The sequence below is a fragment of the Pseudophaeobacter leonis genome (assembly GCF_002087335.1).
GTDB classification, from domain to species: Bacteria; Pseudomonadota; Alphaproteobacteria; order Rhodobacterales; family Rhodobacteraceae; genus Pseudophaeobacter; species Pseudophaeobacter leonis.
This window is the reverse complement of record NZ_MWVJ01000033.1, coordinates 79,595-92,749: the sequence shown is the minus strand read 5'-3', so window position 1 is coordinate 92,749 and position 13,155 is coordinate 79,595. Positions and strand designations below refer to the sequence as shown.

Annotated in this window: 10 protein-coding genes and 3 pseudogenes; 12 read left to right on the top strand and 1 reads right to left on the bottom strand. The window is 57.6% G+C overall.

Annotated elements, in window-relative coordinates:
• The first annotated feature begins 46 nt into the window (after positions 1–46).
• The 6 genes and pseudogenes from soxA to B4968_RS24285 all read left to right on the top strand — a co-directional run bounded on the left by soxA (position 47) and on the right by B4968_RS24285 (position 7,176).
• Positions 47–898, top strand: a complete 852-nt coding sequence (gene soxA / locus B4968_RS08910; protein ID WP_083098300.1) for a sulfur oxidation c-type cytochrome SoxA — start codon at positions 47–49, stop codon at positions 896–898.
• 114 nt (positions 899–1,012) lie between these two features.
• Positions 1,013–2,723: pseudogene (gene soxB / locus B4968_RS08905) on the top strand (thiosulfohydrolase SoxB).
• A gap of 119 nt (positions 2,724–2,842) precedes the next feature.
• A complete protein-coding gene (gene soxC, locus B4968_RS08900; protein WP_083098299.1) occupies positions 2,843–4,123 on the top strand; it encodes a sulfite dehydrogenase in 1,281 nt (426 codons plus the stop codon).
• Positions 4,107–5,168: a c-type cytochrome gene (locus B4968_RS08895; protein WP_083098297.1), complete on the top strand. Its 1,062-nt coding sequence runs from the start codon at positions 4,107–4,109 to the stop codon at positions 5,166–5,168. Before soxC ends, B4968_RS08895 begins: the two co-directional genes overlap by 17 nt.
• Before the next feature lie 369 nt (positions 5,169–5,537).
• A complete protein-coding gene (locus B4968_RS08890; RefSeq protein ID WP_241525650.1) occupies positions 5,538–6,629 on the top strand; it encodes a class I SAM-dependent methyltransferase in 1,092 nt (363 codons plus the stop codon).
• On the top strand, positions 6,622–7,176 hold the full coding sequence (locus tag B4968_RS24285; protein WP_241525649.1) for a hypothetical protein: 555 nt from the start codon (positions 6,622–6,624) through the stop codon (positions 7,174–7,176). Before B4968_RS08890 ends, B4968_RS24285 begins: the two co-directional genes overlap by 8 nt.
• Before the next feature lie 145 nt (positions 7,177–7,321).
• Here B4968_RS24285 and B4968_RS08885 read toward each other — a convergent pair whose 3' ends face one another.
• On the bottom strand, positions 7,322–8,329 hold the full coding sequence (locus tag B4968_RS08885) for a GlxA family transcriptional regulator (protein ID WP_083098432.1): 1,008 nt from the start codon (positions 8,327–8,329) through the stop codon (positions 7,322–7,324).
• A gap of 359 nt (positions 8,330–8,688) precedes the next feature.
• Here B4968_RS08885 and B4968_RS08880 point away from each other — a divergent pair, with 359 nt between their 5' ends.
• From B4968_RS08880 to mlaD, 6 genes and pseudogenes are all read left to right on the top strand, one after another.
• Positions 8,689–9,321, top strand: a complete 633-nt coding sequence (locus tag B4968_RS08880; RefSeq protein ID WP_083098296.1) for an ATP-dependent Clp protease proteolytic subunit — start codon at positions 8,689–8,691, stop codon at positions 9,319–9,321.
• A gap of 143 nt (positions 9,322–9,464) precedes the next feature.
• A pseudogene (gene clpX / locus B4968_RS08875) lies at positions 9,465–10,734 on the top strand (ATP-dependent Clp protease ATP-binding subunit ClpX).
• Between the two features lie 102 nt (positions 10,735–10,836).
• Positions 10,837–11,199, top strand: coding sequence for a RidA family protein (locus B4968_RS08870; protein ID WP_083098294.1), 363 nt, complete (start codon positions 10,837–10,839; stop codon positions 11,197–11,199).
• A 251-nt stretch (positions 11,200–11,450) separates the two neighbouring features.
• On the top strand, positions 11,451–12,014 hold the full coding sequence (locus B4968_RS08865) for a glyoxalase superfamily protein (protein ID WP_083098293.1): 564 nt from the start codon (positions 11,451–11,453) through the stop codon (positions 12,012–12,014).
• 113 nt (positions 12,015–12,127) lie between these two features.
• Positions 12,128–12,512 (top strand): annotated as a pseudogene (locus B4968_RS08860) (NADH:ubiquinone oxidoreductase subunit NDUFA12).
• 125 nt (positions 12,513–12,637) lie between these two features.
• Positions 12,638–13,090, top strand: a complete 453-nt coding sequence (gene mlaD, locus B4968_RS08855; RefSeq protein ID WP_083098291.1) for an outer membrane lipid asymmetry maintenance protein MlaD — start codon at positions 12,638–12,640, stop codon at positions 13,088–13,090.
• Positions 13,091–13,155 lie beyond the last annotated feature (65 nt).

The following is a 13,155-nucleotide window of genomic DNA, read 5'->3' as shown; positions in this document are numbered from 1 at the left end:
CTGGCCACAGATGTGGCCCGGGTGGATACCCAAGGGAGGACAAGGAATGAACTATAAGGCGCTTACCGCCATTGCCGTCGTGCTTAGTCTGCCGTTATCTGCTTTTGCGGATGCGGATGATGACACGTTGGTGATCAACGAAGAAGACACGCTTGTGACCAAAACCGCAGCGCCGGCGCATGTGTCGGATGTGCTGGATGAGGTCATGTCTGGCTGGAATTTCCGCTCGGATGAAACGCAAGCCCTGCAGATGGACGACTTTGAGAACCCTGCAATGGTGTTCGTCGACAAAGCCGCCGATGCCTGGAATACCGCCGAAGGCTCTGAAGGCAAATCCTGCCAGTCCTGCCACGACGACGTGGAAGAGAGCATGGCAGGGGTGCGGGCCGTCTATCCCAAGTGGAACGAAGAGGCCGGCGAACTCCGTACTCTGGCGATGCAGGTCAACGACTGCCGCGAAAACCAGATGGGCGCAAAAAAGTGGAAATACACTGGCGGCAGCATGACTGCGATGGAGGCACTGATTTCGGTGCAATCGCGTGGCATGCCGGTCAATGTTGCCATTGATGGCCCCGTGCGCGAGATGTGGGAACAGGGCAAAGAGATGTACTATTCCCGCACCGGTCAGCTGGAGCTGTCCTGTGCAAATTGCCATGAGGAAAGCTATGGTAAGATGATCCGTGCGGACCATCTGAGCCAGGGTCATATCAATGGCTTCCCCACCTACCGTCTGAAAAACGCCAAGCTCAACAACGTTCAGGCGCGTTTCAAGGGCTGCGTGCGCGACACCCGCGCCGAGACCTACAAGCCAGGCTCGACAGAGTTCACGGCACTTGAGCTCTATGTCGCCTCGCGCGGCAACGGCCTGTCGGTTGAAGGACCGTCTGTCCGTAACTAAATACAATTTGCACCCCGCGTCCAAACCGGCGCGGGGTGTTTCGCACTTAACAAATTCATAGATGCGAATATGAATCATATTTGCTGCTCATGACCAACAGGAAGACAGATAGACATGATCTCGCGCCGTGACTTTTTGCAGGTATCGATGGACGCCTCGGCCCTGGTCGGGGCTTCTGGATTTGGCAACTGGGGCCGATTGGCCGCGCAGCAGAGCCTGACGCAGGACCAGCTGCTGGAGTTTGACACCTATGGCAATATCAGCCTGATCCATATCACTGATATTCATGCGCAGCTGAAACCGATCTACTTTCGCGAGCCCTCGGTCAATCTGGGCGTTGGCGGCAACAAGGGCCATGTGCCGCATATCACTGGCGCTGATTTTCGCCGCGCCTATGGCATTGCTGACGGCAGCCCCTCGGCCTATGCGCTGACACATGATGATTTCTCGTCGCTGGCGCAGGGCTATGGCCGGGTTGGCGGTCTGGACCGGGTCTCGACCGTGCTCAATGCCATTCGCGCCGCGCGCCCGGACGCCTTGCTGCTGGACGGCGGCGACACCTGGCATGGATCCTACACCTGTCATCACACGGCCGGTCAGGACATGGTCAATGTGATGAATGCGCTGAAACCCGATGCGATGACCTTCCACTGGGAGTTCACTCTGGGCTCGGACCGGGTGAATGAAATCGTCGAAGGTCTACCCTTTGCCGCCCTGGGTCAGAACATCTTTGACAGTGAGTGGGACGAGCCTGCCGAGCTGTTCAAGCCCTATAAATTCTTTGACCGCGGTGGCGCAAAGGTCGCCGTTATCGGCCAGGCCTTCCCCTATATGCCCATTGCCAACCCCGGCTGGATGTTCCCGGAGTATTCATTTGGTATTCGCGATGAGCACATGCAGGACATGGTTGACGAGGTCCGCGCTGCGGGCGCCGATGTGGTGGTTTTGCTGTCGCATAACGGCTTTGACGTCGACAAAAAGATGGCCAGCGTGGTCACTGGCATTGATGTGATCCTGTCGGGTCACACCCATGATGCGCTGCCCGAGCCGGTTCTGGTTGGCAAAACCCATATCATTGCCTCGGGCTCCAACGGGAAATTTGTCAGCCGGGTTGATCTCGATGTGCGCGACGGTCAGATGATGGGCATTCGCCACAAGCTGATCCCGATCTTTGCGGATGTGATCGCGCCGGATCCTGTCATCACCAAAGATCATCGACGAGCAGCGCGCGCCCTATGCGGACCAGCTGGCAGAGGTGATCTGCCAGCTGGATTCGCTGCTCTATCGGCGCGGCAATTTCAACGGCACCTGGGATGATCTGATCTGTGACGCCCTGCTCAGCGAGCGCGACGCCGACATCGCCATGTCGCCCGGTGTGCGGTGGGGGCCATCGCTGAACCCCGGCGACGACATCACCCGCGAAGACATCTGGAACGTCACCTCGATGAGCTATGGCGCCGCCTACCGCTCTGAAATGACGGGTGAATTCATCAAGGTGATCCTTGAGGACGTGGCCGATAACATCTTTAATCCGGACCCCTATTACCAGCAGGGCGGTGACATGGTGCGCATCGGTGGCATGGGCTACCGGATCGACATCACCAAACCGCAAGGCGCGCGTATCAGCGAGATGACCCTGCTGAAAACCGGTGAGAAAATCGATGCCAGCAAATCCTACGTGGTCTCTGGCTGGGCCAGCGTCAATGAAGGCACCGAAGGCCCAATGATCTGGGATGTGGTCGAAGACCATATCCGCAAACAGGGGACAGTTTCTGTCACCCCAAATACATCGGTCAATGTGGTCGGGGCCTGGCCCCGCCTCTGATTTGGCGCCTGAGCCGGGAGGTTCGGGCGCCAAACCCAGAGATAAAACCCAGAGACCAAAATGTTTTGCTCTGACGAATTCATCTAATTGAATTGGTCTATGTAAGGAGGCAAGAGAAGATGAGCGATAAAGCAAAGACATTTGCGCCCTCGCGCCGCCAGTTTCTGGCCGGTGCCGCTGCTGGAGCCACAGCCGCAGCCGCGAGTGCGGCACAGGCCGCAGGGCCGGACCCTTTGATCACCGAGGTGCAGGACTGGGCCAGTGGTTTGGGCGACGGCGTTGATGCAACCCCTTATGGGCTGCCGATCCAGTTTGAACAGGATGTGGTGCGGCGCAATGTGGAATGGCTGACGGCGGATACCATCAGCTCGATCAACTTCACACCTATTCACGCGCTGGATGGCACCATCACGCCGCAGGGCTGTGCCTTTGAGCGGCATCACTCTGGCGCGATTGAGCTGACCAAGCAGGACTACCGCCTGATGATCAACGGGCTGGTGGACACACCGCTGGTGTTCTCCTATGCCGATCTTGAGCGTTTCCCACGGGAAAACCGGGTGTATTTCTGCGAATGTGCCGCCAACTCGGGCATGGAATGGGCAGGCGCCCAGCTCAATGGCGCGCAGTTCACCCACGGCATGATCCACAATATGGAATATTCCGGCGTCTCGCTGCGAACCCTCCTCGAAGAAGCTGGCCTTGCCGCTGCAGGCGATTTCAAAGACAAATGGGTCTATGTCGAAGGCGCTGATGCCTCGTCAAACGGACGCTCCATTCCGCTGGAAAAAGCGCTGGACGATGTGCTGGTGGCCTTTAAGGCCAATGGCGAAGCCCTGCGCAAAGAGCACGGCTATCCGGTGCGTCTGGTTGTCCCCGGCTGGGAAGGCAACATGTGGATCAAGTGGCTGCGCCGCATCGAGGTCATGGATGGCCCGGTCGAGAGCCGCGAAGAGACCTCGAAATACACCGATACGCTGGAAAACGGCGTGGCGCGCAAATGGACCTGGGAGATGGATGCCAAATCCGTCGTCACCAGCCCCAGCCCGCAGGCACCGATCACCCATGGCTCTGGGCCGCTGGTCATCACTGGTCTCGCCTGGTCAGGACGGGGATCCAGAACCGGCGTTGATGTGTCGATTGATGGTGGCAAAAGCTGGTCTGAGGCGCGTCTGGGCGCTCCGGGTGTCGACAAGGCGCTGACGCGTTTTTACCTCGACATCAACTGGGACGGCTCAGAGATGCTGTTGCAAAGCCGGGCACGCGACAGTTCTGGCTATGTGCAGCCGAGCAAAAGCGAGCTGCGCGAGGTGCGCGGTCTCAATTCCATCTATCACAACAATGCCATCCAGACCTGGTGGGTCAAGGCTGATGGGGAGGCAGAAAATGTCGAAGTTTCCTAAAGTTATCGCCGGAGCAGCTGTCTCGCTGGCGCTTAGCCTGCCTGCCTATGCAGGTACCTGTGGTCTTGGCGGTACGGCCCTGCCGGAAGAAATTGCGGCCTGGGATAGCGACGTCTCTCCGGATGGTACTGGGTTGCCTGCAGGATCGGGCGATGTATTGGTCGGCGAAGAGGTCTTTGCCGAGAAATGCGCTGCCTGCCATGGCGATTTTGCCGAAGGGGTCGACAACTGGCCCAAACTTGCAGGCGGCCACGGCACCCTGGACCATGATGACCCGCTCAAGACGGTTGGATCGTACTGGCCCTATCTGTCCACCACCTGGGACTATGTGAACCGTTCGATGCCCTTTGGTGCGGCACAGACGCTCGAGCCTGACGAGGTCTATGCCATCGTCGCCTATATCCTCTATTCCAACGATCTGGTGGACGACGATTTTGTGCTCTCGAATGAGACATTCTCCGAGGTCACGCTGCCGAATGCGGATGGGTTTATTGTCGATGACCGGCTGCAGAGCGAAAAGCACTTTTGGACGTCAGAGCCCTGCATGCAGGACTGTAAAGAGAGCGTTGAGATCACTATGCGGGCGCGGGTTCTCGACGTAACACCGCAAGAAGAGAGCGCCGCCGCCGTTCCGGTTGTCGCCCAGGCGGCAGCAGAAGAGGTGGCTGTTGTAGAACCCGTTGCAGAACCGGTTGCAGAGGCGGCTGTCGAGGAGGTGGCGTTGGACCCGGAGCTTTTGGCCAAGGGCGCCAATGTCTTTAAAAAGTGCAAGGCCTGTCACAAGGTCGGCGAGGGGGCCAAACACAGCACCGGCCCGCTGCTGAACGGGATTGTCGGAGCCGCCGTTGGTCAGGCCGGTGGGTTCAAGTACTCCAAGGGCATGCGGGCTGCAGGCGAGACCGGCTTGGTCTGGACCGAAGAAGAGCTTGCGGCCTTCCTGACCAAGCCACGCAAATACATGAAGGGCACCAAAATGTCCTTTGCTGGCCTGCGCAAAGAGGCCGATATTGAGGCCGTTGTCACCTACCTCAAATCGTTTGAATAACCGATAGAGGTGACCCTGTAAGACCTGGAGCGATCCGGGCCTTACAGGGGTTTTCTGCGACTGGATTGCCAGCGCTTGGTCTCAGGCTGATCTCATTTGGGTCGAAAAACCATGTGCTTGTTTGAGCGCTGGCCGCTGCCCCCTGAGCCCCCCCCCTGCATCTGAAACAGCTTCCATTCCAAATCACGGCGCGTTTGTGCGCTGTGCAAGGCGAGGCCGTGAAGGCCTGACTCTCGGGATCTTGCCAATGGGGATGGCGAAAAAAATGGACAATTTCGTCTGAATTTTCGGCCCGATTAACCTCTTCATCATCAATTTTAGACAATTTGGCCTGGAACCTTGTCTTCAATTTATACCAAAGGGTAGTTTATGGGCGATTGGACCTCCGGCTATGTAGCCGACCTTGACTATACTCATGACTTTTTCAACGAGTTGGCACCGACGATGATGGCTATGGCAGCCGTCTCTCGGGGGCAGAGACATGGATTGAACAAAAAGAGCCTCAGCTATTGCGAATTGGGCTGTGGCCAGGGTTTCACAGCAAACGTTCTGGCAGCGTCCAATCCGCATATCGATTTTCACGCGATGGACTTTAACCCGGCCCATATCGCAGGTGCCATTGAGCTGGCCGAAGAGGCGCAGTTGGATAATGTTCACTTCTATGAGCGCTCATTTGCTGATTTTGATCAGGAAACTGCCCTGCCGGAGCAATTCGACGTCATTGCGCTGCATGGGGTTATGAGCTGGGTATCTCGCGAAAATCAGCAGCTTATCATTGATTTTATCGGTCGGCGCCTGAAGGCGGGCGGGATGCTCTATGTGAGTTTCAACTCGCTTTCGGCCTGGGCCACAGCGATGCCGCTGCGGCGTATTCTGGTTGACCGGGCCGCCCAGGGCACAGGACCTCTGGAGAATAGAATTGATGAGGCTCTGGATTTTGCCAGACAGCTGGAACAGGCAGGGGCCAAGTTTTTTCGCGATAACCCCTCTGCCAGCGCCCGGCTGGAGAGTGCCGCCTCAATGTCGCGCAACTACCTTGCGCATGAGCTGTTCAACGCGGATTGGACCCCCTTTCATTTTGCCGATATGGCCGCAGACCTGTCACAGGCCAAGGTGAGCTTTCTGGGGTCTTCCAATATCATGGAACACCTGGATGACCTTTCGCTGACGCCGCAGCAGATTGCGGTGCTGGACGCCCAGAGTGATCCCGTGCAGCGCGAAAGCCTGCGTGATGTTCTGATCAACGAGCAATTCCGTACCGATCTTTTTGTTAAAGGCGCGCAAAAACTTACAGAGCGCGGCGCTATCGGCGCCTGGTTCCAGACCCCGCTTAACCTGATGACGCGCTATAATGGCGGCCAGGTAAAGCAGAACTGGCGTCTGGGTGAAATCGCGTTGGACCATGCAGAATACGGGCCAATTCTGGAAGCTCTCAGTTCAGGGCCTGCAACGGGTGCGTAACCTGTTGGATCAGGGAGTTTTTGGCCGCATGACCTGGCGCGAGATTTCCCGCCTGCTGACGATCCTTGTGGGTTCGGGCATTCTGGCGCCCTGTTTGCCGCTTGAGGGGCTGGAGGCGCGCCGCGAGCGGTGCCAGGTCTTTAATCAGGCGATTTGCAAACGGGCAGAAGACAGCGATACCCTCGGCTTTCTGGCGTCGCCCGTCACCGGCAGCGCTGTGGCGCTGGATCGCTTTGAGCAACTGTTCTTGCTAGCCCTGAGTGAGGGAAAACAGGATCCGATGGACTGGGCCGCGTTGGTCTGGAGCATTCTGTCGGCCCAGGGGCATCGGCTGCAACACGAAGGACGCGTGCTTGAACATGACGCGGAAAATCTGGCGGTACTGCAGGCCCGGGCCAAGGCCTTTGCCGTTCGCCGACTGCCGGTTTGTAAAAGCCTTGGCCTGGTGCTGACCCCAGATCCTGAAGCTGAGCCTGACGCAAAACAGGAGCTGACGGATTTTGCCAATGCGGAGGCCGCCTCGCTACCCTGCAACGCCGTTGCGTGATGCGCACCAGTTGAGCCTCTGAAGGCTGCTAGTGGGTCCGTTTTTCAAAGAGACAAAATACAAGGGTCGCAGCGGTCGTCTGCGGCCCTTTTTTCCTTTGTAAACTGGGCTATCCCTTTGTTTTAGGGCGCACGAGCAGAGAGGACTAGTTCCAGCCTTTGCGGAAAAAATGCGGTGATGCGCCGAATTTGCGTTTAAACTGTCGTGAAAAATGGGTCGAGCTGTTGAACCCCGAGGCCAGTGCTATTTCGGTCACGCTCATGGAGGTTTCATTCATCAGGGCAAAGGCGTGGGCGAGACGCATGTCAAAGTATACATGCATCGGGCTTTGGTTCAGGTAGCGCGAGAACAGCCGTTCCAACTGTCGCCGCGAGATGTCGAGCTGCTCACAGAGCGCGCCAATCGAGAGCGGCTCTTCTATGGCGGATTGCATCAGTTGCAGGGCATTGAGCAGGCGCTGGTTGCGACTGCCGATTGCGACGGCGTAGTTCGATTTTTGCGGCGCGGCCTGACCGCCTGAGCGCACGTGCAGGCACATGTCTGCGATAATGATGGCGAGCTGTTTGCCATGACGGGCTTCGATCAGGTTGAGCATCAGGTCGGTCGCCGCATTGCCGCCGCCGCAGGTCATCAACGGCCCGCTGATTTCAAAACTATTGGCGGTCGGGTGCAGGTCGGGATAGCTTTCCTGAAACCCCGGCTGGTTTTCCCAGTGCAGGGTAAAGGCCTGATCGCGGATCAGCCCTGCCTGAGCCAGCGCAAAGGCGCCGGTGCAAATGCCGCCAACCGAACGGCCAAACCGGCTCTCACGGCGCAGCCAGTTCAGGGTTGCGTCACCGGCCGTGGCTTGTGGCTCAACCCCGGCGCAGACAAACCCGATCGCATCAGAGGGCATTGGCTGCAGCGGCATGTCCGGGGTCACCATCATGCCGTTCGAGCAGCGTATCGGTTTGCCATCCTCGGTCAGGATGAACCAGCGATAAAGCTTTGTATTTGTGACCTGATTTGCGATGCGCAGGGGCTCAATCGCGGCGGCCACCGCCAGCATCGTCGCCTTGGGCAGCAAGAGAAAGTAAAAATCCTGTGCGGTGCCCTCAAATGGAACTTCCAGGGTGGCGGATGCACCTTTTTGAACAAAATTATCTTCTGTCATGGCGGGCTCCTGGTCCACAGCGGGCAAGCTCTGCTGGGCATGATAAGGACTGGTTTTGGCGCGGGTGTTGCGGCTCAAACGGCAATGCTGGGCTTTGCGACATAAAAACAGCAGGCCGCGTCCGTCTTTTTCTACTGCCTTTTCCTACTGCGCATTTGGCGCATCTAGCCCTGAATTTACGACCGCGTTGTGATGATTTGCGACGCCAGTGCCACAGGTCGCCACCAAGCAGCGCCGGATTGGCAGGAGATCGGTAAAAACAACCGCCACCTCTTGCAGGCCTAAGGGGGCGATACTAAGACTCGGGTAATACTCTGTCGGGTATGGTACCGGACATAACACAACGCAGGCAGGTTCGCATGATTGATCCCAGAGAAACTTACATGAATACCCTCGTGCCCATGGTGGTCGAACAGACCAGCCGGGGTGAGCGGGCCTATGATATCTTTTCCCGGCTGCTGAAAGAGCGGATCATCTTCCTGAACGGTCCTGTGCATGATGGCATGTCCTCGCTGATCGTGGCGCAGCTGTTGCACCTTGAGGCCGAGAATCCCTCAAAAGAAATCTCGATGTACATCAACTCTCCCGGCGGTGTTGTGACCTCGGGTCTGTCGATCTACGACACCATGCAGTATATCAAACCCAAGGTCTCGACCCTGGTGATTGGTCAGGCGGCCTCGATGGGCTCATTGCTGTTGACCGCTGGCGAAAAAGGCATGCGTTTCTCGCTGCCCAACTCGCGTGTCATGGTGCACCAGCCCTCCGGCGGCTTCCAGGGCCAGGCCACCGACATTATGATCCACGCCGAAGAGACCCTGAAACTGAAGCGTCGCCTGAACGAGATCTACGTCAAACACACCGGTCAGGAGCTGGACAAGGTTGAAGCCGCGCTGGAGCGTGACAACTTTATGGATCCTGAAGAGGCCAAAGCCTTTGGCCTGATCGACGAGATCGTGGAAAACCGCGCCAAGGGCGATGAAGAAGAGAGCTGAGGCGCGCTAAACGAGAGTAACATGTGTCCCGCATTTTACGGGGCACATATTTTGGCGTTGTGGCGGCGGATGGGCTGTCATAAGCTGGAAATAGGCGGATAGCCCGGAGAAGCCGGCTGTCCGAGCGGACTGAAAGGTAGACCATGGCGACGAATTCGAGTGGCGACAGCAAGAACACGCTTTACTGCAGCTTTTGTGGCAAAAGCCAGCATGAGGTGCGCAAACTGATTGCGGGCCCCACTGTGTTCATCTGCGACGAATGCGTCGAACTCTGCATGGATATCATCCGTGAGGAGACCAAGGCCTCTGGCCTGAAAGCGACAGATGGCGTGCCCAGCCCGAAAGACATCTGCCAGGTTCTGGATGACTATGTTATTGGTCAGGCCATGGCGAAAAAGGTGCTCTCTGTGGCGGTTCATAACCACTACAAACGCCTGAACCATGCGCAGAAGGCTGGCAATGATATCGAGCTGGCAAAATCCAACATCCTGCTGATTGGCCCCACCGGCTGTGGTAAGACGCTGCTTGCGCAGACGCTGGCGCGCATCCTGGATGTGCCCTTTACCATGGCGGACGCCACCACCCTCACCGAGGCCGGGTATGTCGGCGAGGATGTTGAAAACATTATCCTCAAGCTGCTGCAATCCTCGGAATACAACGTTGAGCGGGCGCAGCGCGGCATTGTCTACATTGACGAAGTCGACAAGATCACCCGCAAATCGGAAAACCCCTCGATCACCCGCGATGTGTCGGGTGAGGGTGTGCAGCAGGCGCTGCTGAAACTGATGGAAGGCACTGTCGCAAGCGTGCCTCCGCAGGGTGGCCGCAAGCATCCGCAGCAGGAATTCCTGCAGGTGGATACCACCAATATCCTGTTTATCTGCGGCGGCGCTTTTGCCGGTCTTGACCGCATCATCGCCGCGCGTGGCAAGGGCTCAGCAATGGGTTTTGGCGCCGATGTGCGCAACAATGATGACCGCGGTGTTGGCGAGGTCTTTCAGGATCTTGAGCCCGAGGATCTGCTGAAATTTGGTCTGATCCCGGAATTTGTCGGCCGTCTGCCGGTTCTGGCAACGCTGGAAGATCTGGACGAGGACGCGCTTGTCACCATCCTGACCAAGCCAAAGAATGCGCTGGTGAAACAGTACCAGCGCCTGTTTGAGCTGGAAGACACCGAGCTGGATTTCACAGAGGAAGCCCTGAGCGCTATTGCCAAGCGAGCGATCGAGCGTAAAACCCGGCGCCCGTGGTCTGCGCTCGATCCTTGAGGATCTTTTGCTGGAAACCATGTTCGAGCTGCCGGGAATGGAGAGCGTCACCAAGGTTGTGGTCAACGAAGAGGCTGTCACTTCGGATGCGCAGCCGCTGATGATCCATTCGGATGCGGAAAAGGAGCCCGCTTCGGCGAGCTAAATCTCTGCAAATGCTAAATGATACAAAAACGGCGCAGGTTTTTCCTGCGTCGTTTTTGTTTGCAGCTCAAACGACAGCAAATGGCACAAAGGGAAAGAAGAGATGATCAAACGTATTTCGTCGGGCGGTGAGTTCGAGGCCAAAGTGGGCTATTGCCGCGCCGTTGTCGCAGGCGGTTTTGTGCATGTGGCCGGAACGGGCGGGCAGGGCGCGGATGTCACAACGCAATGCGCCTCGGCGCTCGAAACCATCGCAAAAGCCCTGGGCGAGGCCGGGGCGAGTTTTGCCGATGTGGTGCGGGTCAACTACTATCTGCCGGACGCTGCAGAGTTTGCACCCTGCTGGCCAATGCTGGCCGAGGCCTTCGGCGCTAACCCGCCAGCAGCGACGATGATCGAATGCGGCCTGATTGATGCAAAATACCGCATTGAGATCGAAGTCACTGCCCTGGCGCCCGCCGCGTGAAACCTGGCCCAGAAGCGTGCAGCCTAGTACCTGCTTTCTAAAACAACCTGTTTTAGTCAACTAATACGTTGCAACAGCAAAGCTGAGTGTTTACCAAGGCGGCAGGCTGATATGGCCTGCTGCTCGCAGTCGGCATTCGACAGGGTGAACATATCATACTGCCAAGGCACGTCTCCTTTTTTGCAAAGGGTAGATCCTGAGGTAACGCGAGCGCTGACAGCTGGATCTCCCGTTGTAAAAGGACAGGCGCAATGCGCGATTTTACCGATGCCACGCTCATGGCAAAATCTCTGCGAGCAACACTGGCACAGCAGGGCATAGAGCTTTCTCACGCACAATCACTGGAGATGGTGGCGCGGCAGTTTGATCTGCCGGACTGGAATATCCTGTCGGCCAGGATTGCCACCACATCATCCCACTCGTCTTCCAGCCCGGAGATTCCGATCAGCCCCGCGTTTCCAGGGATCCGAAGCTTTGATGGCGCCAAGGCAGATGAATTCTATATCAAATACCTTGGGTTCAGGGTCGATTGGGAGCACAGGCACGCAGACCATCTGCCGCTTTATCGCCAGATCTCACGGTCGGGTTGCTTGCTGCATGTCAGTGAGCATCATGGCGACGCCACCCCGGGGGGGCGTTGTTTTATCCCGATGCAGCGACTGCAACAGCTGCATGCGGAACTGCAGACCAAAAACTATCCCAACATGAACCCGGGTGTTGAGACCATGCCCTGGGGGCTTCAGATCACTGTGACCGACCCGTTTGGCAACCGGCTGACCTTTTGTGAGCAACTGACGGAAGCTACCAAACCTTAAGGCTATCGCGATAGCTATGCTAAAACCCGCCGGGGTTGGCTGTGCGCCGCGCAAGCCACTGGACCTCGGTGGGAATTTGCGTCATATCGGTATGGAAATCTTCGGAGGCATCTATGGGAATTCTGAACACTCTTTTGCGCGCTGTGACCTGGTGGAACGGCCAGACGCTGAATACCCAGATCTTTACCGCCCGCAAGGGCATCAAGGTGGGCGAGGATGAAGGGCAATGTGTTCTATCACAACGCGGATGACAGCCGCCGCTGGGTGATTTTCAATGGTGAGATCGAGGCGTCGCGCATTGACACCGACTGGCATGGCTGGCTGCACCGCACCTTTAATGAGCTGCCCAGCAAAAACCCTTTGCCACATAAGCCATGGGAAAAACCGCATCAGGAAAATCTGACCGGCACCCTGAATGCCTATGCGCCCGCAGGTTCTATCCGCAGCGGCGGCGCCCCAAAGACGCGCAGCGACTACGAGGCCTGGGCCCCGGAATAAGCCCACTGGCTGAGGCTCACTGGCTGAGGCTCACTGGCTGAGGCGATGCGCATCAAGTGGGACCAGGGGCCGCAGGCTCTTTGGTCCTTTCCCTTTTTTGACCCACAGATCTAGGCAGACACGTCATGTCGCACAATATCACAGAAGTTTTCGCAGGCGGGGTTGTGCTGGCCGCAGCGCTTGGATTTGCCGTCTATGCCGGGCAGGTTGCCGGGTTTTCGACGGCGCGCTCCGGCTATGAGCTGGCGGCCTCCTTTCGCTCGCTCGAAGGGGTGAGCGTCGGGACGGATGTGCGCCTTGCGGGCGTCAAAATCGGCACGGTGACCGGGGTTGAGCTCAACTCTGAGACCTTCCGGGCCGATACCCGGTTTTCTGTGCTCGAAGGCATCCAGGTTCCCGACGACAGCTCAATTGTCATTGCCTCCGAAGGGCTGCTGGGCGGCAACTTTGTTGAGGTGATGTCAGGTGGCTCGCCTTACTATTTTGAACCGGGAGATGAGGTTCTCGACACCCAGGGCGCCGTCAGCCTGATCTCGCTTTTGGTGAAATTTGTCTCCGGCAGCGGGGGCGACTCGTGAGGGCTGCTTGGCAGGCCCTGACAACAGGCGTGACTGGCAAAGGCCTGATACGGCGTTTTATGGGT